Annotated in this window: 16 protein-coding genes; 3 read left to right on the top strand and 13 right to left on the bottom strand. The window is 49.9% G+C overall.

Annotated features, from left to right (window positions below; translation table 11 throughout):
* Nucleotides 1–56 precede the first annotated feature (56 nt).
* Nucleotides 57–623 (bottom strand): Uma2 family endonuclease, encoded by a 567-nt coding sequence (locus tag ACS5NO_RS11435; protein WP_439415271.1) that lies wholly within the window; start codon nt 621–623, stop codon nt 57–59.
* Nucleotides 624–721: 98 nt separating this feature from the next.
* Between ACS5NO_RS11435 and ACS5NO_RS11430 the strand changes: the two genes are divergently transcribed.
* Nucleotides 722–2,287, top strand: a complete 1,566-nt coding sequence (locus ACS5NO_RS11430) for a hypothetical protein (RefSeq protein WP_439415270.1) — start codon at nt 722–724, stop codon at nt 2,285–2,287.
* Between the two features lie 4 nt (nt 2,288–2,291).
* Here the strand turns inward: ACS5NO_RS11430 and ACS5NO_RS11425 are convergent, their stop codons facing one another.
* Complete coding sequence (locus tag ACS5NO_RS11425) at nt 2,292–3,848, bottom strand: DUF5723 family protein (RefSeq protein ID WP_439415269.1); 1,557 nt, start codon at nt 3,846–3,848, stop codon at nt 2,292–2,294.
* 217 nt (nt 3,849–4,065) lie between these two features.
* Between ACS5NO_RS11425 and ACS5NO_RS11420 the strand changes: the two genes are divergently transcribed.
* Both ACS5NO_RS11420 and ACS5NO_RS11415 read left to right on the top strand, forming a co-directional pair.
* Nucleotides 4,066–5,550, top strand: a complete 1,485-nt coding sequence (locus ACS5NO_RS11420) for a circularly permuted type 2 ATP-grasp protein (protein WP_138990435.1) — start codon at nt 4,066–4,068, stop codon at nt 5,548–5,550.
* A 242-nt stretch (nt 5,551–5,792) separates the two neighbouring features.
* Nucleotides 5,793–9,134: a right-handed parallel beta-helix repeat-containing protein gene (locus ACS5NO_RS11415; protein ID WP_439415268.1), complete on the top strand. Its 3,342-nt coding sequence runs from the start codon at nt 5,793–5,795 to the stop codon at nt 9,132–9,134.
* Between the two features lie 36 nt (nt 9,135–9,170).
* Here the strand turns inward: ACS5NO_RS11415 and ACS5NO_RS11410 are convergent, their stop codons facing one another.
* From ACS5NO_RS11410 to ACS5NO_RS11360, 11 genes are read right to left on the bottom strand one after another with little or no spacing between them, the layout of a single operon-like run.
* Complete coding sequence (locus ACS5NO_RS11410) at nt 9,171–10,070, bottom strand: glycosyltransferase (protein ID WP_439415267.1); 900 nt, start codon at nt 10,068–10,070, stop codon at nt 9,171–9,173.
* Between the two features lie 53 nt (nt 10,071–10,123).
* Nucleotides 10,124–11,005 carry an aldo-keto reductase family protein gene (locus ACS5NO_RS11405; RefSeq protein WP_439415266.1) on the bottom strand — a complete coding sequence of 294 codons (882 nt, stop codon included), beginning with the start codon at nt 11,003–11,005 and terminating at the stop codon, nt 10,124–10,126.
* Between the two features lie 12 nt (nt 11,006–11,017).
* The gene (locus tag ACS5NO_RS11400; RefSeq protein WP_439415265.1) at nt 11,018–12,040 is read right to left on the bottom strand and encodes a Gfo/Idh/MocA family protein; all 1,023 of its coding nucleotides are present in this window, start codon (nt 12,038–12,040) and stop codon (nt 11,018–11,020) included.
* Entirely contained in the window at nt 12,033–12,821 is a 789-nt protein-coding gene (locus ACS5NO_RS11395; RefSeq protein ID WP_439415264.1) for a WecB/TagA/CpsF family glycosyltransferase, read from the bottom strand. Before ACS5NO_RS11395 ends, ACS5NO_RS11400 begins: the two co-directional genes overlap by 8 nt.
* Before the next feature lie 7 nt (nt 12,822–12,828).
* Nucleotides 12,829–13,935, bottom strand: a complete 1,107-nt coding sequence (locus ACS5NO_RS11390; RefSeq protein ID WP_439415263.1) for a glycosyltransferase family 4 protein — start codon at nt 13,933–13,935, stop codon at nt 12,829–12,831.
* A gap of 39 nt (nt 13,936–13,974) precedes the next feature.
* Nucleotides 13,975–14,853 (bottom strand): glycosyltransferase family 2 protein, encoded by an 879-nt coding sequence (locus tag ACS5NO_RS11385; protein ID WP_439415262.1) that lies wholly within the window; start codon nt 14,851–14,853, stop codon nt 13,975–13,977.
* 12 nt (nt 14,854–14,865) lie between these two features.
* Entirely contained in the window at nt 14,866–16,389 is a 1,524-nt protein-coding gene (locus ACS5NO_RS11380; RefSeq protein ID WP_439415261.1) for an O-antigen ligase family protein, read from the bottom strand.
* 7 nt (nt 16,390–16,396) lie between these two features.
* A complete protein-coding gene (locus ACS5NO_RS11375) occupies nt 16,397–17,560 on the bottom strand; it encodes a glycosyltransferase family 4 protein (protein WP_439415260.1) in 1,164 nt (387 codons plus the stop codon).
* Nucleotides 17,557–18,825, bottom strand: coding sequence for a lipopolysaccharide biosynthesis protein (locus tag ACS5NO_RS11370; RefSeq protein WP_439415259.1), 1,269 nt, complete (start codon nt 18,823–18,825; stop codon nt 17,557–17,559). Before ACS5NO_RS11370 ends, ACS5NO_RS11375 begins: the two co-directional genes overlap by 4 nt.
* Before the next feature lie 41 nt (nt 18,826–18,866).
* Nucleotides 18,867–19,796 (bottom strand): nucleotide-diphospho-sugar transferase, encoded by a 930-nt coding sequence (locus ACS5NO_RS11365; protein WP_439415258.1) that lies wholly within the window; start codon nt 19,794–19,796, stop codon nt 18,867–18,869.
* 56 nt (nt 19,797–19,852) lie between these two features.
* Entirely contained in the window at nt 19,853–22,150 is a 2,298-nt protein-coding gene (locus ACS5NO_RS11360; protein WP_439415257.1) for a GumC family protein, read from the bottom strand.
* Nucleotides 22,151–22,268: the final 118 nt, after the last annotated feature.

The raw sequence follows: 22,268 nt of genomic DNA, 5'->3' as shown, positions 1-22,268 counted from the left end.
CCGTTGGTACGTAAAACCGCCATTTTCAACACTCGTGGGGATGGCGGTTTTATCGTTTAAACTGGGGTAGGTGCAAACAAATCATTCACACAGATCGAAAAATCGGGTAATACCGGGGCGGCTGAACAGACATCACTTTCAAGGCAAATGGTGACGTGTTTGCGGGATGTGTAGACGTAGACGACCTCAGATTCCGGAAAGATGTTCCAGACCACCTGCACACCTGCTTTGAAGTATTCGGCAATTTTTTCTTCAATTCGATACGCCTGGTCTGTTTCAGACAGCACCTCGACGACAAAAGCCGGGATTACATCTTCGCCTTGCCGACCGCGTTGTATTTGTTCTTTTGTAAAATAAGCAATATCGGGCCGACGCATTTGGAGAGCAGTAAGCATGACGTCAGGTATTGTGATGAGAATTCCGGTTTTGTAATAATCTCTTTCGTAAAAAAATTTATTCAGGACATTGTATACAAAATATTGTGTTTTCGATAAACCAGAGAATCGGATCATTTCCCCATCTTTCCATTCATATTTATACCCATCGACGGGTTCCCACGTCAGGAATTCATCGAATGTCTGAGGAAATGCCGTAGCCGTAGTGTGTTGCATGGCGATTTTCACTTGAGCGAATATAATCAAAACGCCAAAAATCCGCCCGGCCTTTTTTACTTTTGTTCATACAACATCACATCCATCTTTCCACAGGCCCAGCTTCCGCGATGAAAACCGATCGATTAACGCTTGTTTCACTCGGTTATCTATATGTCCCGGTTTGCCTGTTTTTACTCTTCTGGATTATTCCCCTGATTGCCCTTCCCTTATCGGTTCTGATTGCGCTAGGCGTCTGGCAATTCATCCGCCAACCGGTTTTTTCCAGCGAATCGCCGATGCCTTTTTCCCGAGCCGAGTGGCTGATTCTGGCATCGGGTGCCTTGTTCTGGACGTGGGTGAGCGGTATCGGAGCCTTCGTACCGCAGTATGGCGATTACGACAAACACAATCTGCTTTTCCACGACCTCATCACCCGTCCCTGGCCGGTTTTGTACCAGAATCCGCGTCTCGACAATCCCTTCCTGTGTTATTACATCGCCTATTATTTGCCAACCGCAGCCATTGCCAAAGCGGCCCATCTGTCATTTCAATCGGCGGAATGGATTTCTTTCCTGTGGGGCTGGCTGGGCGTACTCCTGGCGTTTAGCTGGGCGGCCCGGCTGAGCAAAAAAATCAGGGTCTGGATTGCCGTGGGATTGCCGTTTCTGTCCGGCGTCGAAGTGGCTTTTCGGCTGGTCTGGTCGTTATTCATTGATTTTAACTGGGATGCTGCCCGCTGGCTCACTGCCGTTTTTACCAACCAGATTCCGGGCTACACCCGCTACGAAACACCCCGGCTGGCGTTCAGCAACCACAACTGGGCGCAGAGTCTCGACCCCGCTCCCCTCGTCATGCAGCTACAGGCGGTTCCGCAACATGCCCTCGGTGGCTGGATTGCCATCGGCCTGATCGTTCATTGGCAACGCCGGAATGCCTCGCCCGTCGCCCTCGCTTTTGTCGTGGCGGCCACCCTCTTGTGGTCGCCTTTTGTCAGCATTGGACTGGGTTTCTGGTTGCTGTTTACGCAACGCAACGTGTTTACGGTTTCGGCCTGGTGGCAACCGGTTTTTCTGGGCAATTGTCTGGCAATATGCGTGCTTCTGGGCTTCTTTTACCAGGCCCATGAGCCGATACCGTATGCCGGTTTTCTGTTTGAAGCTTTCAATAAACCCGCTGATGTGCTCTTGTACTTCTTGTTCTGGGGATTGCAACTCTGGGTGGGCGTCTTCCTCTACCGCTGGTATATCCGGCAATCGAACGAAAACACGGTTTGGGTAAAAGTGGCTTTCACAGCCGCCCTCACCATTCAACTACTCAGTTTGATCTATATGGGGCGCTGGAACGACTTCCAAAACCGCACGATGATTCCGGCCCAATTCGTGTACTATCTGGCTCTTGCCAACGGACTGGTGCATTGGTACCGCACCTCAAAACGAACAATGGCCGGTTGGGTCTTTGCTGTCTGGGTCATGATCGGGCTGTATGTGCCGCTGCGGGTTCTGGCCTACAAAATCTGGTCGATCCACGTTCCGCAGCCCATCGAACGCTCGATGGCCAACGCTACTACCAATTTCGGGGAAGCCGATATGAGCCGGATGAAACCGCACGAAGCCATCGATGCCGACACGGATTATGCCCTCCAGTATGTCGGCAAACGGGAGTCGTTCTTTTACCGGTATTTGCTTCGGAAGTAACGGCTTACCGCTTTCTGCCGAATCGTTTCCAATAGCCGCCTTCCTGCGGGGGAAAATAACAGTCGGTCGGGTTTTTGGGTCCCCGGCGAAAGAGCGGAATGGTGGCCCCGGCGTAAAAATTCGCCCCGCGCGGATTGCCGATGTTTGCCAGTCCGCCCAGGTGATCGGTGCCGGCAAAAACCGGTCCCGCCCGCAGCGCCAGACCAATCGTCGGCATGGAATAATTGTCCTGCAAAGCCACCGGCATCGACACCTCGGCCCAACGGCTCTCCCACCGGGGAACCACGGCCACCATCGAGGGCGCAATCATGGCGACAGCGTTGGATGGCACCAGACTCTGGGTCCACAAAAGGCCGACGTAGAGGTTATTTTTCACCTGATAATCAGCACTCACATTGAGGGCCGTTGGCAAACCGGAGCGGTACGAGGTCGTCTTTTCCATCAGCGGTAACATCAGCGTATTCACGATCCGTTCGTTGATGGCATCGGGAGATTTGGCCCCCGCGAAGGTTGTATTGGTGATGAGCCTGTTGGTTACCGAAACCGGGTACAGATTGACCATTTCCGGGTTCCTGAACCGGATTCCCCCCAGATCGACCAGCGAAGCCGAGATGCGAAAGAGGTATTTGTTTTTGGTCGGATCCCGGCGCAGTTCCCCCTTTTCCCGGTACGTATACTTGCGGAAGTTCGGACGGTATTCGTAGGTCATGCCGAGGTCGAATCCCCAGCCACCACCGGCCGACTGTTTTCCGAACAACCAGCCCGGCGAAAAGCCCGCACGTTGAAAGGCCAGCTCGCTGGTGTAGCCATAAGCACCGTTGAACTGGCGAATGCGCAGGGCCTGAAACCCGGAGAGACTGGGGTCCCGAACAATCTGGTGGGTTCCATCGTCGACCCGAACGTGGGCGTTGTAGAATCCAACTTCCCGTTTAATGGTCACCCCTGCTTTTAAAAACCGGTCGTCGTTATCAAAAATAACCGCTCCGAACGTCGCGGCCAGTTCGCCATAGCCGTTGACATTGGCCATACCATGCTGGTTTTCGTTCAGAACCCGTTGAAGTTCAACAATCTGCGTACCGTACAACATCAGCCGGGCGGTGGCCTCCGACGTGTTCCGGTAGGTGACAGCCGTTCTGACCCGCGTCGAAAAGGCAATGCCAAACCGGTCGTTCAGGGTGATGAGTGCCGACGGTCCCCGGACTTCCCCCCCAAAGGATAACCGCTTGTCGCGGCCATTTAACTGCTCTTTGAGGTAACCGGTTCGGCCCAGGCTCTTCCCGCGCTCACTCCGGTATTGGTCCGGAATTTGTCCGGTCATGTAGCGCACCACTGAAAAAGGGGCCACCCAACGCACGTGATTATTGGAAGCATACAGATCGACGGATGCCAGATTCAGGTAGAACCGGTATCGGGAATCGGCAGCCTCCGACGGATGACGATAGATGGACTGGGTTCCGCCATAATTGCTGTTGGCAATTCCCATCAGGTATTGGCTACTGCCCGGAACCGAAATTCCCAGAATTGCCAACGTTGCGAGTAGTCGACCGTATCTCTCTCTCATTCAACTAGTAATAGACATGATTCAAACTTTTTATGCGTTGTTGAGCCTTTAAAGATACAGGATGTTTACGGAAATGAAGAGACAGTTACTGAACGGTAAATCCGGAATTGATTCACCGAAATAAATAATAAACTATCTCCTTTCAACGCCAACCATATATAATTTTGTATATTATTGCAATTTTAAGGGTTTATTCGCCAAAATCACCAGCCCACCTATGCAATTTCAATCGCAGTCACAAGGAAACCAAACACAGTCGCAAGCACAGGGAAATTCTTTCTCATTCACTGACTATCAGACGGATAATTTTTTTGATGAAATGTTTACGGCCGACGGTCAGGTTCGCTCCGGCTACGAACAGTTTAAACAGCGGGTGGAGCAGTTGAGCCGTGAAGATGTCATTTCCCGCCAACATGCGGCCGAGCGGGCACTGATGTCGATGGGGATTACCTTCAACGTCTATTCGGAAGGGGAAGGAACCGAACGCATCATGCCCATCGACATCATTCCGCGGGTGATTCCGTCGGAAGAATGGAACCGGGTGGAACGCGGGTTGATTCAGCGAATCCAGGCGATTAACATGTTCATTCACGATGTCTACAACGATCAGCACATTCTGAACGATAACGTGGTGCCGCGCGACCTGATCGAGTCGAGTAAGTGTTTTCTCCCGGCCTGCATGGGCCTCAAACCGCCGAAAGACATTTGGTGTCACATTACCGGGACCGACCTGATTCGGGGTGAAGACGGGGAGTTTATGGTCCTGGAAGACAACCTCCGTTGTCCGTCGGGCGTATCGTATATGCTCGAAAACCGCGAATTGTCGAAGCAGACGTTTCCCGAGGTGCTGGCCCGCACGGGCGTTCGGCCGGTTTCCGATTATCCGACCCGCCTGCTGCAATTACTGCAACACATTGCCGACCGGCCCGATCCTACCGTAGTGGTGCTTACCCCCGGTATTTATAATTCCGCTTATTTCGAGCATTCGTACCTGGCCCAGCAGATGGGCGTCGAACTGGTCGACTCCCGCGATCTGGTCGTTTCGGGCGGCTATGTCAAGATGCGCACCACCAAGGGTTTCCAGACGGTGGATGTGATCTACCGCCGGATCGACGACACGTTCCTCGACCCCCACGTTTTCAATCCGGAATCTCTGATTGGCATACCGGGCATCTTCGAAGTGTACAAAAAAGGACGGGTGGCGCTGGCCAATGCGCCCGGCACCGGCGTGGCTGATGACAAGGTGATTTATGCCTACGTTCCGCGCATCATCAAATACTACCTGGGCGAAGAAGCCATCATCCCGAATGTAAAAACCTACATTTGCCGGGAGGAGGAAGATTGCAAATACGTCATGGAAAACATCGAGCAACTGGTGGTGAAAGAAGCCAACGAAGCCGGTGGCTACGGTATGCTGATTGGCCCGAAAGCGACGAAAGCCGACCACAAGCTGTTCCGGAAAAAGATCAAGGAAAACCCCCGCAACTACATTGCCCAGCCGACGATTTCGCTTTCCCGCGTTCCAACCATCGTCGGCGACCACACGGAAGGACGCCACGTCGATTTCCGGCCCTACATCCTCTACGGTGACGGCATCAACGTGATTCCGGGCGGACTTACCCGCGTCGCCCTGCGCAAAGGCTCGCTGGTGGTCAACTCGTCACAGGGCGGGGGTGGAAAAGATACGTGGGTGTTATACTGAGGAGAAAGTCTAATCAAAAAGTAACCAAAAAAATAAGATCCGCCGTCAGCGAAGGATGAGTTAATCCTTCGCTGACGGCGTTTTCCGTTCGATCTATTGGCGACTGACCTTTACTTTTAATAATGTAAAATAAACGATTTACCTGTTTCCTGATCCATCATTTTGGCATCTGCTTTGCTGTCTTATAATGATACCATAATACTTTGAAATTGAACGGATAAACAGGCAATCAATATACTTTTATGAGGCTATTTTTTCTTGCTATTTTTATAAATTGTTTTGTTTCGGTAAAGGCAGCAACGTATTATTTCTCCTCCCTAACCGGTGATGATTCCCGGACCAGTTCCCAGGCTCAAAATACCGCTACGCCCTGGAAAACCATTGCAAAACTCAATGCCTATTTCCCTAATTTACAACCGGGTGATGCCATATTATTCAAAAGGGGAGAAACCTTTTATGGCCAGATTATAATCGGAAAATCCGGCTCACCAAATCTGCCCATCGTACTGGGCGATTATGGCTCAGGAGCGAAACCGGTGATTTCTGGATTTATCAATCTAGGTGGTTGGACCTCGGTTGGCAGTGGCATATGGGAAACAACGAATAGCAGTTTAACGAGTAGCGTCAACATTCTTACCATCGATGGCAAGATAGAACCGATGGGCCGCTACCCGAATGCCGACGCTGCGAATAAAGGCTACCTAACGTACGAAAGTCATAGTGGCAATACGCGAATTACGGATAACCAGTTAGCGTCCAGTCCCAGTTGGACCGGAGCGGAAGTCGTCATCCGTAAAAACCGGTGGATCCTGGATAAAGGGATTATTACCCAGCATTCGGGCACCTCGCTTACGTATACAGGTTCGTCACCTTATCAGGCTGAAGATAACTTTGGATATTTTATTCAAAATCACCGGTCTACCCTGGATAAAACGGGGGAATGGTATTTAAACAAAGCCACGAAAAAAGTCTCTCTATTTCTAAATTCCGGTATCAATCCGAATAATCAAAAAATTAAGGTTTCGTTCGTTAATACCCTGATTCAAATTGTGGGTAAAAATTATATAAAATTCCAAAACCTGCAACTTGAAGGAGCCAATACCAACGGCTTTGAGTTGTCGGGCACATCCACCATAACCGTGAGCAACTGCACGATAACATCCGGCATCAATGGCATCGTTGGCCAGAACAATACGTCGGTCCTGATTGAGAATACAGAAATTTTAAATTCGGGCAATAATGGAATTTATCTTACCGCTGCAACCAAAGCGATTCTGCGTAACAACACCATTACCAATACCGGAGTAATAAGCGGTATGGGATCAAATGGAGATGATACGTATCAGGCAGTAATCATTCGGGGTTCGGGTAATCTGGTAGAAAAAAACACGGTTACCAACACAGGGTATTCAGCGCTCCGGTTTGAAGGGGATTACACCATTTTACAAAATAATTTTGTCTCGAACTTTAATCTGGTGAAAGACGATGGCGGAGGAATTTACACCTGGAATGGCGATGCAACTTACCCGGAAAAAGGATCTAAGGTACTGAACAACATCGTCTTGAACGGAATCGGCGCCGGTGGTGGCACGTCGAAACCCGCAGACCTTACTTCGCACGGCATTTATATGGATGATAATACGGGTTCAGTTGAAGTCAAGGGCAATACGGTGGCTTTTTGCAACGGGAGCGGCATATTCCTGCACAATGCAAATCACATCGACGTGTCGGGCAATACGTTGTTCGGTAATGAATGGCAGTTGTTTATGCAGCAAAACGGGGGCCATCAGATTCGAAATAATTCCATCAATCAAAATAAGTTTTTTGCCAGAAATAGCGATCAACTAGCTTCCCGAATTGTTACTGATTTAAACGACATCAAACAATTCGGCACGTTCGATAATAATTTTTATTCTCGTCCTCTTGACGATGGATTTGTAATCAATGCAAATTCCAATTCAGGCGGTTCCGGAATTTATACCCTCTCCGACTGGAAGACGGCATTCAACCTTGATGCCAATTCCAGGAAAGCGCCAGTTGCCATCCCTGCATACCGATTCAACACCTTGATAGGAAATAATAAGTTTCCCAATGGCAGCTTTACGAGTCATATCAACAACGCTTACAGTTGGTCGCAGTCAGGCAATATTGCACTGGGCTGGAGCAATGCGGGCGGTTTGGACGCAGGCTGTATGAAGGCCACTTTCAATACAACCATTAATCCTTCGGTTAAAGACCGGAGTGCCTTGATTACCATGGAAATTGGAGCGGTAAGTGCCGGAAAGAAATATATTCTTAAATTCAGCCTACTGGGTACGCGAAATCAGCGAAATTTTCAGGTTTATCTGAGAAAGCGTGATTCGCCTTACAATGATCTAACACCACGTTACCATTGCAGTTTAAGTACATCCAGAACTGAAAATGAGTTTGCTTTTTCGGTTCCCGTTTCGGAAAGCAATGCTTTTTTAGTTTTTCAGGTTGACCAGGCCGACGGTACTTTTTTTGTCGATAATCTGCAGGTAGTCGAAGCTGATCTTTCTTTCACAAATCCCGACGATGTCATCCGGTTTGAATACAACGCTTCATCGGTTAGCAAAGGCTTCAACTTGCCGAGTGGCACTTTCGTCGATCTTGAAAACCGAACCTACCAGGGAATCGGTACCCTGGCACCCTGGTCATCGGTTATTCTACTAAAAAAACCGGATGTAGCCTCTTCTCCACCAACGGCCTGTGTTCCACCCAATGCGCCAACCATCAGTGCCAGTTCCTTATCCATAACCGCCGGACAAAGTGTCACCCTGACCGCCGGTAATTGCGCACACACCGTTGTCTGGAGCACCAACCAAACGGGCTCTCCGGTGTCTGTAACGCCGACGGCTACCACAAGTTATACCGCCATCTGCAAACAAACGGATGCCTGTAAAAGTGTGCCGTCATCCGCTCTTACCATACAGGTTAATCCCGTTCCCAGCCCTCCGGTTACCGTCACCGGTAATTTCGAAGGCTATCTGGATAAAGTTGAATGTGGTTCGATTCGCGGCTGGGTGTGGGATCGCAACAAGCCCAATGATCCTGTGATGCTCGAATTCTTTGCCAATGGAATATCGATCGGAACCACCAAAGCGGACCTTTACCGCGCTGACCTTGCGGCTGCCGGCAAGGGCAATGGCAATCACGGGTATAGTTTTACGACCCCGGCTTCGATCAAAACCGGGGTGTCGTATCTGATCAGTGCCAAAGTACAAAACAGCACATTTACATTGTCCTGGTCGCCAAAAACATTAATTTGTGCTCCCAACGCCCGGTTGATTGCCTCGGAAGCGATTGAACTGGATGAGTCCGATTTCAAGGTAACGCCGATTCCAATTGACCGGGAGTTTGAGGTCTCTTTTTACACGTCTCAACCGATGGATAGCGAACTATCGATCGCCGATCAGTTGGGGCGTTCGTGGTACAAAAAAGTAGTCGAAGGAGCAGGCTATCACCGCCAGAAAATAACGCTGCCAGGTGCCGGAGGTTCCTACGTGGTTCTGATCCGACAAGGGAATCAGGTACGCAGTAAAAAAATAATTATTCGCCAATAATCTTTTTACTGCGTCCTGCTTATCAGACAATGATCATTACCGAATACCGGCATAAGTCAACAACCGAGCGAAAATGCGAACCTGCAAGCTGTATTTCCAGCGGAATTGCCGGGCAAATAGATCTTCTTCCGTCACCTGTTTGGCAAACGAAAATTCCCGTTTTAAACCCGGATCCAGTACGGTCTTGTAACGGTTGTATTCATTCGTATTCATGCCGTCCTTGGAATAAAATCCGATATTTTCCACCTTGGATACCGTGGGATACAACGTTTGCTTTCCTTTTTTGAAGATGTTGTAACAAACGCGAATATCCCAGGCATCGAGTTTGCCTTCCATTGTTTTCCGGAGCATACGAACCATGTCCATACCAGCCCGGTTGAAGGCTTTGCGCTGGCCGGAATCATTCATAAACTGCTGAAAATCCGTAATATCCCAATCGATCTCCTGCCAGCGATCGGCCCAGATTCCCCACCCCCAGGCACAATGGCGTCCGAAAAAATAACCGTCAGCCTGGTAGCCATCCGGTTTTTTGAACGGAAACGTGTACCCGCCAATCGAAAATACCCGTTTATCGCCGGCATATTGTGCCAGGGACTGGTTGATGAAATCCAGAAAATTGGGGGTCGTGACAATATCATCCTCCACCACAATCACGGTCGGGTGTGCTTTCAAAACCCGCGTAACCCCCTGGATAATGGAATCGGCGCACCCAATGTTGTGATCACTGATCATCCGGTGAACCTTTTTGAAACCCGTGATTTCCCGGACAATCTGACGGACCTGTTCCACCTTTGGAACGTCTTTTTCTGATCTTGGGCCGTCCACAAAAACGTAGAGTTCACTCTCGGAAGCCAAATGGTTGGCCTGGAGAGCCGCCAGGGTTTTCGTCAATTCGGACGGCCTTTTGTAGGCAAACAGGGCAATGGGTGCTATCATAAAAAAAGCGTTCACGTCGGAAAACAAAAGCGAGAAAGGAATTTTGAAAACGATCAGACCAAAACCGCTTCGTCATTTTTCCAGTATTGGTTAATCAGATCCCGGTTTTGCTCGATGTGGCTCCGCGACGAAGCGCCGAACAGAATGGAACTGATGCGCGGCAGATTGCAGACGTACTCCAGAGCTTCTTTGGGGGGAATGGCTCCTGCGGCAAACACCTGCATGGCAATGACGCGCATTTGTTTTTCCCGCAAAGTGCGCTCGTACAGTTCAACCCCGCCGGTCATCCGGAAACCCACTTTGTTAATCGAAGCACAGATGATCGGATTCTCGACCCCTACTTTCTCCAGCGCCTGATGCAGCATGGGGAGATTCATGGTAATAAAACCGGCTTCTGCCTTGTATTTTTTCTTGACGTAATCACTAAACGCCCGGAAAAAATCGTACATACCCAGCCCCAGGATCAGGTCGGTAATGACGTTCTGGATAAAAATCACATCCGTTCGCACACCTTTGAACATCTTCATTTCGGTGTCAACCAGAATTTCCATGATGCTGATGAAGTCCTTCTTAAAAACCGCCAAACCGCCTTTCGCCAGCGTGCCCAGCAGGTTCGAACTCGGCATGTACTCTTTCAGGGTTCCCATAATTCCCAGTTCTGTCACCGCATTGGCATATTTGTGCGCATAAGGCATACAGGGGTAAATCTGGAAGTTGGCATACTGATCCGGATTCCGGCGAATGTGGTCGCAAATGTTGGCAATCCGGTCGTGCGTCGTACACATAAACGTGTTGATATCGCAGTCGATGACGGTATCCAATACCTTGATAATCGCGCTGTCGTCCTTGAAGCGAACAGCCTGAGCCCTAGATTTTTCGTCGGAAAGGTGGTTGACGGCAAAAAACTGGTTATCTCCAAATAAGATTCGTTCCATGATACGAAGGGGCTATTGAGTATATGTTCGTAATAAATTGAGAACCCGGTCGGTTTCCAGTGCACTCCGGAAGGTGCTGATCCCGTGGGCATTCCGGTTTTGGATGCACCGGGCGAAATAATCGATCTGAGCCGAGTACTCTTCACCCCGCAGGTAAAAATCGACGCCGGGCGTCAGATCGGTGATGTATTTTACATTCCAGCCCTTTTCGTAGCCAGGAATGGCCGGAGCGGTTTTGAAGTACACTTTCATTTCCTGGGCATCTGCCACCAGCTTTCCGCTCATGCCAATAATGGTGAGTTGGGTCGACATTTTCCGGTAGGTTTCGTCGCTCCAGTTCACCGATAGAAAACCGGAAATACCGCTATCCAGGTGCAGGGTCGAATACACCGCATCTTCAACGCTGGTCGAGTAGATCTTTTTGAGCGTGCTGCCATCCACCGTATCCACCCGACCGAGTACAAACTGAAGCAGATCGACCACATGAGAGGTATAATCCAGCAGGCACCCGCCCCCTTCGCTCGGATTCGACCGCCAGGTATCTTCTTTTTTCCGCGTCACCACCGGGCCGTAGGATTCAGCAACAAAATGGTAGACTTCCCCCAGCGCCCCCAAATCAACCAGTCGTTTGACTTCGTTAAAAACCCCGATAAACCGATTATGATAGCCCACCTGCGTCACCAGATTGCGGGCATCCGCCAGCCGAACCAGTTCCTCGCCCTGGCTCATGTTCAGCGTAAACGGTTTTTCCATAAACACGTGAAGTCCGCGCTCCAGGGCAAAACGGGCCATTTCGAAGTGGAGCTTCGTCGGCGTGGCAATCAACACGGCTTCCGGACGTACTTTATCAACCATCTTCTTATAGTCGGTAAAGCATTCGAAGACGGAATGCTGTTTCAGGGCTTCCATAACGATTCCGGACGTGTCGCAAACGCCGACAACTTCCAGGGCGGGGTGGGCATTCAGAATGGCCAGGTGCGAAATACCCATCTTGCCCAGGCCAATGATGGCAATCTTTACTTTCTGATCAGTCATTTGATATCTTTTTTAAACGGGTAAAACACAGAAGCATATCTTTCAAAAAAACGAGTTGATTCCCGGTGTTCCGCCGGAATATTTCCGGGCGGTGGAAAATCCGTACCAGCCACTCGAGCCGGAGCGTAATCCAGATTTTGGCCGGCCGTTTGCTGTTACCGGCATACCAGTCGAAGACGTTGCCGATGGTTGCAATCACCTTCGTGTTGAGGTACGGTTTGTTTTGGTACGCCCATTTTTCCTGTTTCGGTGCCGACATGCCCACAAAAACGACATCCGGTTTAAAGGCATTGATCCGCGCGATGATGGGCGCCGAATCTTCAGCCGTCAATTCGTCTTTGTACGGCGGAGAATAATAATCCGCTTCGAGCCGGGGAAAGTCTTTGGCCAGTTGCGCCACGATTTTTTGTAACGTAGCTTCCGTCGATCCCACGAAAAAACAACGGCCACCCCGCTGGTTGAAATAGGCCGCCAGATAATCAAAGGTGTCGGCACCGGCGATTTTCTTGATGTTTTTACCATTCAGCAAAAGCGAACCAAGGGCCACACCAATACCGTCCAGCGTCAGCACATCGCAGTTTTTAAGGGACTTTTCAAAGAGTGGATCTCTCTGAGCGAGCCCGTACGAATTGGGACTCATGGTGTTGATCAGCAGAGGAGTCTGGCTACCCACCGAAAGCTGATCCAGCTTACCCGAAAAAACCGGATAGCCCATAACCGTCGTAGTAAGTGCCGGATGTATGGTTACCGGCGTAGCGTTCTGAACAATGGTTGTATTCATCGACTGATTAGTAGTTGAGTGCGGAGTCCAATACCGAGACCATATTTTTTTCAAAAACCGGTAAGCTAAACCGGTTATCGAACTTGGCCTGACCGGCTTTCCGGAAGGCGTTCAACCGTTCGTGATGGGCCGACAGCCACATAATTTTATCGCAGTATTGCGCCACGTCTTCCGGGTCGATCACGAATCCGTCTACGCCATCCTCGATCAAATCCGGAATGCCTCCTTCGGGAGAAGAGAGGGGAATAAGGCCAAATTTGAAGGCTTCCTGAATGACTAATGGCGTGGTTTCGCGCTTATAAAACGTCGGGAATATTAGAAAATCAGCATTCCGTAAATAGGCATCTTTTTCTTCGTTGTATTTCGCCCCAACCAGGGTAACCTGGCGATTCAGGTTTCTCTCATGAATCAATACCTGAAGTTCGGCTATGGATATATCCGATTCTTTACCGATGATATTCGCGTGATAAACGAAACCCCTTCTGGTTAATTCAGCACAGATATCGACAAAAACCAGGATACCTTTTTCAACAATTAAATTGGATAAGTATAAAAGCTCAGGTACATTCTTGCCGGTAAACGAACCATTTCGTACGGTGCTGGTACCGGGGGTTCCGCTACAGACGACGTATTTTTTTGCGGTGTACGAATCGAATTCTGCCAACAGGAGTTTCGAGGTAACAATCAGGTTAGAACCATTAATCATCCACTTGGTAATCAACCGATTGAACCCATTTTTCTGAGCAGTGGTTTCGATTCCTTTCTCATGAAGCATAATCACCCGGTTTTTTATAAAAGCCGCTGCGATAATCCAGACTAATGCGCTCTTATAAAAAGCAATTCCATCCGTGCTTAAGGTCACAAATACCAAATCAAAACGAGTCGATAAACAGGATTTTATAATTTTCAAATAAAGTTTCGCGATAACGGCCACTTTCGACCAGCTAAATTTCTGAACATCGTTAAGGTCTTTTGCCGTTATCACATTGATATGAACCGTATCGAATTTTTCATTGATTGGTATACTGGTTTTTATATACTCATTTATTTTAGACGCTCCGTGAATCGGTGGAGGGAGTTGCGTCAGGAAAAGAATTTTACGGGGCTTTTTCATCGGTTGTATCATTTTTGTGTCTACTACAGCTATGCTACTCTAAATCAGGCGAAGTTTCCGGAGGCAATAGCCGGTAACGATTCGTCCCACTTCCAGAACTAAATACAGGTGTTTGGTGTGGGTATGGCGCATCGCAAAATGGTAGCGCATGGGAATATTGATGGGCGAATAGCGCCCCCATAACCCTTTCCAGAACTTGCGGATCGGCAGTTGGTGATTGATCTGAAGTCCGGTGGCCTCAACATGTTCATAAACGACACTGGAAGGCGATATGACCAGGCGATACCCCGCCCGTTTGGCCCGAACCGTGAATTCAATATCGGCCATGTAATGGACGTAGTGTTCCGTATCGTAGAGTCCGACTTTCTCAAACACCCCGAAGGGAATCAGCACCCCCCGGCCCGGCAAACTGTCGGAGTCGATGGCGTCGGTCGTTTCTTTTAACTGGCTGTAACTGTTTCGAAAACGGGAGTTGGCCAGATACGTCTCGTTCGCCGAATAGAGGTTCAATTTCATGCCGGCGTATTGCAGGGAGTCCGGCCTGGCAATGTCAACACTAACCGAACCCGCCAGACACGGTTTATGCTGAGCGTAGGTAGCCAGTAGCGAAGCCACATAATCAGGACGCACTTCGGTGTCGTCGTTAATCGTCAGCACAAAATTCTCTTCGCCTGCCACTCGGTTTTGCAATGCATACCGAACGCCAACGTTGGTGCCCTCGGTCCACCAGAGCGTCCCGTCACCCGGCAACACCACCACGCCCGGAAATTCAGTCCGGATCATCTCATCAGTCCCATCGGTCGAGCCATCGTCGACCACCACAACAGTGATCTTTGAAACCGTTTGGCAGGTTAAACACGCGAGACACCGGCGGGTCAAGTGCTTTCGGTTGTGAACGGGGATTACAATAAAAATCATTGTGTGTCCGGTTTAGAGTGACTGAAATGCGGGCTGCAGCCGCACGACGGATTTTAGTTTCGATTCTTTTTTTACCGAACCAGCAGCCAGTCGATTTGCCTGAATACTGAACCCCAGCCAACACCAGATGAGCATCAGGTAATTGGGTTCCCGGATCGCTTGGATCTTGAATTCATTGATAAAAAATACAACCCAGAAAACGGCCAGACCGAGCACCAGGGCTTCCAGATGCGGCTGTGTGGCCGATCGGCAGGCTATCAGGGTTTGAAAAGCGTGATCGAGCAGCAGCAGAATGAAGAGACCGGTTCCGATCCAGCCCAGCGTAATGGGCAGGCTCAGGTATAAGTTGTGATAATCGCGCATGTCGCTGTTGGGGATTCCAAAAAAGGCCATGGAATAATGTTCGGAAACGCCGTAGCCATACCCAATCAGCCAATCTTTGTCCATCAGTCTTTCTAATCCAGCTTGATAGGTTTCGCCCCGGTTGATAGCTTCCGCACTCTTTGCCGAACCGGAACTTAATCGATTTACGTCCAGTTCGCCGAGTCGTTCCAGCAAATAATCCAGGCCGATGTAGGGGCCGATGAGCACAATGAAACCGATAAAAGCACCTATTGCTGCCAACAGAGCAGGTTTCCGAATGAATTGACTGCGGTAATACAAGAGGTAAAAGAAAGTCACCGGAATTAGCAGCAGGATCGACGATCGCGTGGCTGTCATCAGAACGCACAGGAAAGAACCGATTACCGCCAGAGCCGGAATAATGGCTTTCAACCGGAAATATCGGCTAACCTGGCCGATCAGGATTGGAAAAAACACGGCATACAGAAGTGATGCGTATTCGGCGAAGAGTTCGAAGTCTTTGAAAGGACCGTCGGCTCTTTCGGACTTATTTTCGTACGACTCCCAGCCATTGTTTTCCAGTCCATCGCCATTGCCTTTTGGCAATAAGGGCGAGACCGATTCCAGGAAGTGGGTCTTCTGACTCAGCGCAATCACCAGGTTCCACAGCCCTACCCCTGCCACCACCAGCAACAAGCGACTGAATAAGAGGGTCGTGGCTGGCAACCGGAGAATAAACAGAAACAGTAACCCGTAGGACAGACTGATCATAAAACCTTCGATTCGCCCGGCCAGTGAGGATTCGGCCACAAAGACCAGCCCCAGCCCATTGAACAGGAACAACCCGCCTAGGACCGTTTTCTGGAAAGGCGTCAGATTCGACGTCCCCTCCCACCACGGTTCAACGAACGAATAAGCCAGTAAGGCCATGACATTCACGTAATTCCACAATCCCCCGTGGTTGTTGCCATAATAGAAATGACTACAGGCGAAAATGACCAGGACATAATCAAGGTAATGACGTCTGAACAACAGGCGGATCAACAGAAACAGGATGGCCGTAAAACCAATCGGATACCCAATCGCCGGATTCACCAGATCACTCAGACACAAATGCCCCAGCATCAGCAAGCCGACGATATGAAGGAGCAGTTGCGGTAAAGAGAGCAGCGCTACGCCGTTTCCTGGCAGCATATTTACGTTAGTTAGCATGGCTCATGATTTCCTGATAAATAGCCACGGTCTTGTCGACAATTTGTTGCTTGTCATGGCGGTTTCGGGCCACGGCCCGGGCATTGAAAGCAATCGCCTGGTGCAGGTTCGGATTTTCCCAGAGCGTCATCACCGCGTCGGCAATCGACTCCGGCTCCAGGGTAGTGAGCAATCCGGTCTGTCCGTGGTCAATCAGCGAACTGACCCCACCGACGTCGGAAGCCACCACCGGCAAACCGGCGACCTGGGCTTCACAAACGCTGTTTGGACTGTTGTCGATGTAGGACGGATGAATCAAACAGAATGCTTCCTGGTAGGCATCCCGGAGTTTCTGCCCGTTCAGAAACCCTTTGTGTTCAATGTTTTCCGCCCGGATATGGCTGAGTTGCATCCCTTGAACAAGTTGAATTAGGTCGGCTTTGTCACCGGACCCTGCCACACAAAACCGCAGCGTCAGGGTGCGACACAGGGAGTCATACGCCCGGAGCGCTTCCCGAATGCCTTTGATCCGGTTGGTGCCTCCGACAAAAAGTAGCGTTTGGGCGGTTTTGGCACTGACGGAAACCGGCTCAAAAAACTCGGCCCGAATGGGCTCCCAATTGTGATGAATCACGGCGTTCGGCTGCATCCGAAGCGTATGCGACTGGTCCCAATGGGTTCGGCAAATGAAATGCCGGACCGAACGCAGGTATTTCCGTTCATAGTAGCCAGCCACCAGCCACGAAACGTGGCGGTAATCGGGCTTCGCCGGAAGAATTTTGTAGTACTCCGTAACAATACCCTGTACTGACAGAACTTTCGGGATGGACAGGCTCGCTCCGATTACCTGATACTGCTGCTCCGAACCGTGGATATGCACCAGATCAAAACTTTTTTCTATAGCCGACAGGTAGCTACGTAACCGACTGATTCGCTGGGCATAAGCCGTCAACAAATCCCATTTATCGTCGGGCACTTTGAGATAAATATAGTTGATGCCGCCCACTGAAAATACTTCATCCTGTTCAATTGTAGAGGAATAGCTCATGATGGTCAACCCCAGGCCGTTGCTGGACACCAGGCCGTTCGCCAACATGGTCATCCAGGGAACCGGGTGTTGGTTGGGGTTTCCCCTCAGCGGGTGCGGATAGTGGCCTAACCAAAGAACGTTCATGCGGTTTGCAGTTTAAAAGCGGCAGGCGTCGCGCGCTTCAGTTCATAAAATCCAATGGCAGCGCTCATCAGGAAAACATAGCCAAAGACCAATACGGTGGACCAGGCTACCCCTATGTGTCCCCAATGGGTAGCGGAGTAGGTATGCGAGACGAGGCAGAGTACGGCCGCAGTAGCATGAATCCAGAGAATGGTTTTCGTTTTCTGCAATGCCCCCAGAATGGCATCGCCAACGGAAAACAGGACCATCAGACCGGAGGAAAGCAGCAGAATCCGGGCGTATGGAACGGCGTTGTTGAAGCGGTTATTGGTCAGATAAGCGACTACCTGCGGCAAAACTGCATTCAACACCACAACTAAAAAGCCAATTGCCAGGGTAAGCTGGACGACGGTTTTTACGAGCGCTTTGCTGTTTCGTTCACTGACCGCGCGGTAAATAACGGGCTCAAAAACCTGATACAGGGCGTAGCCAACCGTGTATAAATAGGTGCCGATATTCTTGCCGACATTATAAATTCCCAGTTCCGAAAGGGTGCCGACTTTGGCCAATACAATGGTGTCGTAACTAACACAGGGGATGTAGAGCAAAGACGCCGGCAACAACGGCAGGCTGACCCGTAAAGCATCCTGGGTCAGCACCTTGTCGAAGGCGAGGCCGTGGCTTCGGAAGTAAATTCTCAATACGATCAGCAAAAAAACGCCTTCTGCCACCAGCGTACCCCAATAATGTCCCAGTGCGCCCAGTCGCCAGTAGACGACAAAAAACAAGATCGCTGCTGTTAACACAATTTTCTGGCTGCTCATGAAAGCAAAAAACCGAAAAGCCGCCCCATCCAGCCGATAGCTAACCTGCAGAAAGTTCCGAAAGAATGAAGCACCGGCAATGGCGAGGGCTAAAACCCCAAACGGTACCAGGGGAATCCGGACGTTGTTAAAATGCAGAAATAAAGCCAACAGGCCAACGGATACCGGATAAAAGAGCACGTTCCAGACCAGCAAAGCGGATACGAGTTTCCGAATCAGCCCCTCCTTTTCACCTGGTTCGTAGCGATGATAAACCGACATGAAATAGGTGTTAAAAGAGAGACCATAAAAGACGTTGATAAACAGAATTAACGAACCAAAATAGCCAATGACCCCATAGTCTGATGCGGACAGATAAGTGGACAAGATCGGGAACGTTATTGTAGAAACGGCAAAGTTGACGGCTGGAACTCCCAGATACCAGGCCGTCTTTTTAAGCTTTTCCAGAATGGATCGGGTCATAAAAAGGCTTCGATTAGTGCCGTTATGTTTGATACGTTTCATCAGGCTACGGAAAGTTTTTCGGAGATTTTTCGAACCCTCCGTTTCAACCGGACCCAGAGTGGATCCTTGCGTAAAAAATAATGGTCCATGTTGTATCCGTCGAAATACGGGTGCCGACTGAGTGGTATGGATTCTTCTTTGATTTGAAATTCCGGATGAACAGTTCGCCGATGACGAAATTCATCGGACTCGCTATCATGCACACCTTCGGCCCCAATATTCCGAATCAGATTTTTCTGTGGCGTAACCGAAAGACCACCGTTCCGGAAGAGGGCATATTGCCACTGGTAGTCCCAGGTGTGCTTTTCGGTTTGGTGGTAAACCGTATCGAAATTGGTTTCCCAATACAGTACATGCCGGTGAGAGGGAAACTGTTGCGCGATCAGATCGGTATGTCGCTCCGAAGGCCATGTCGACATCTGGAAATCATAATGCTGCCAGGCGCGTCGCCAGGTAGCCCAACCCCAGATGTGCCCGATGGCCGTAAAAAAATAAGATTCCCCGATGGGATATTCCTCGTTCCAGCGCGTTCCGGTAATGTGCATGACCCGTTCATCGTCCTGATACCGCAGCAACATTTCCGCACAAAACCCGAAAAAGGCAGTTGTCGGAACACAGTCGTCTTCCAGAATGATGCCCATCGGTTCGTGTTCAAAAAACCAGGATATGGCCTCACTAACGGCCAGTCCACAACCCAGATTCCTTTCCCGTTTCAGAATTTCAACCCGGCACGGCCAGTCAATCCGCGCCAGCAGTGCAAGGCACTTTTCAACGTTTTCCGCATCCGTCGGATGGCCCGCACGGGGACCGTCGACAGCCACATAAATACGGGCAGGCCTAACCGCTTCCAAAGCCGAAATGACTTCAAAAGCGTAGTGCGGCCGATTGAAAAGCAACAAAAGGACCGGTATGTCAACGTTGTTGAACATCGCGTAACAAATAGGATTAAAGAAAAGAGTTGATTAAACCACGAGAATAGGTTCGTCTAGGTTGGCTGGCTCCGCTTCAGGCTGGCGGTGGCATAGTAATGGTAATACGGTTTTTGTTCATTGACGCCATTGAGCACTACATTCAGCCGCTGGAACCGTTGCTCCTGATAAAGAGTCTCTAAGGTTTTGAGTGATTTCTTGGGCGTGACATCGCATCGAACAATAAAAAGGGTTGCATCGACATGGGCCGCAATCAACTGTGCATCGGTAACCAGACTGACCGGTGACGAGTCGATCAGCACATACGAAAACCGGGAACGCAATTCCTGAATCAACGTATGCAAACGCGGGCTACCAAGTAGTTCGGCCGGGTGCGTGGGCAATTGCCCGCTGGTAATCATCCAGTACTTCTTGCGTCCCGGCACTTCCCGAAGAATGGCATCCAGGGTGGCCTCTCCCTGTAGGTATTCCGTAATACCGACTGAATTTTCGACCCCCAGGGTGGGATGAATCTGCGGATTGCGTAAATCCATCTCCAGCACCACAGTGGGCTGATCGGCCATAGCCAGGCTAGCGCCAAGATTGGCTGAAACAAACGATTTCCCTTCTCCACTAACGCTGGAGGTGATTAAAATAACCGGGTTCGTCAACTCGTTTCCCAAAAACTGGACCCGCGTGCGCAGCATCCGAATCTGTTCATCGATGAGCGAGCGGCTTTGGGGGAGCAACCCAACGGACGGGATGCCGGGGTTTTGAACCAGTTCTCCCACGATGGGAACCTGTGTAGCCTGTTCGACGTCCGAGCGACGTAAGATCCGGCCGTTGATCAAATCCCGGGTAAAGATGAAACCAATGGGCAGCAAAAAACCGAGTAATCCGCCCAGTAGAACGATGTAACTTTTCTTGGGCTTGATTGGTACTCCACTGTAGTAGGCTTTATCAACCACCCGACTGTCGGAAATCGTTGAAGCATAGGATAGTGCAGCTTCTTCCCGTTTCTGAAGCAAATACGTATAGAGATCGTTTTTGATCTTTTGCTGACGCGTGATGTTCAATAGTACCCGGTCTTTCTTTGGCACCCGCCGGATCAGCCCTTCGTTGTGCTGACTCACCGCCATCAATTCACGCTGTGTGCCCGTGAGGGTTTGCCGTAAGGTTGCGATATTTTCGCGAATACTCCCCTTGATCGCTCTAATCTGATCATCCTGTGACTGAACCAGCGGATTTAGTTCGCTCATGGTAGAAGCCAGATTGGCCCGTTGCAATTCGAGTTCGTTGAGCTTTGTAACCAATTGAAGCAAAACCGGATCATTGAGTCCCAGGGTGTTCGGGGCGGTTCCCACATCACTGGCTTTGCGCTCAACATAATCCTCCATACTTTTCAGGGCCTGCAACTGAATATTGACCTGATTCAACTGTTCATCATTTTCTTTCACGGTTTCGAGTAACAGGCCAGCCTGGGAACTCATTTCTGTAATCCCCTCGGCAGACTTATACGATTCTACTTCTTTTTCGATCGTTTCAAGGTCATTCCCAATCAACGAAAGCCGGGATTCGATGAATTTAAGGGTGTTGATCGCCATGCGGTTTTTCTCTTCTATAGCCGCCCGGTTGTATTCTTCAATCAACTGCGTCAGCAATGCAAGCCCTTTTTGTGGAATGCTTTCTTCGATCGATAACAACAGAACCGTAGAAGTTTTGCTGGTGGGCTCCACTTTCAGACTCTTCAGATACTGACTGGCTACCTTGGCGACCGGCAATACCTGCACATCCAGGGGCTCCATTTGCGGACCAACCGCTTTGTGGGTGGCAATCCGCAACTGACCCAATGGGGTGGTGATCACCCGGTTGAGGGGATACCGTTTCTGGTTGATAAGAACGGTTTGGGAATCAGCAAATTGAATGGAAAGCGCCGTGGCATACAGGGTTGCGTTGGGTTTCAGCACTTGCAGGCTGATGGGCAAGTCGTCGTAGAGCTGGCGGTTTCCGAACGTCGAAGGGCGCGAATAAAAGACATTCAGATTGAGCCGTTCCACTACCTTGGTCATCAGCATGGTGGATTTCAGTACTTCGGTTTCATTTTCCACCACTTTCTTGGGAATGAAAATCTGCTGTTCTTTCAGCACCTTCTCTTCAAAGCTCCCTTTCTTCTCATCGTTGATCATCAGGCTGGCCTGGATGCTGTAAACCGGTGGCAAATACAGGACATAAACAATCGTCAGGGCAACCGTTAACAGAACCGATCCTATAAACCATTTCCAGTATTGCCTGTAACGCAGCACTATAGAGCTCAAATTGGGGCTCTGCGGTTTTCCCGAGGACGACGGTTCATAATAGAATTGATTGGATACCATGCTTTTAATACGATTTAATGATAGTGTGACATTGGATTCGACCGGTGCAAAATGCAATGGTTGCTATCTATATATTCTAAATAATGACCTGGCTTTTTCGCTATAAAATGACTGAGCT

This window comes from Larkinella fluvii, assembly GCF_051857545.1.
In the GTDB taxonomy this organism is placed as follows: domain Bacteria; phylum Bacteroidota; class Bacteroidia; order Cytophagales; family Spirosomataceae; genus Larkinella.
This window is presented reverse-complemented; position numbering and strand designations above follow the sequence as displayed.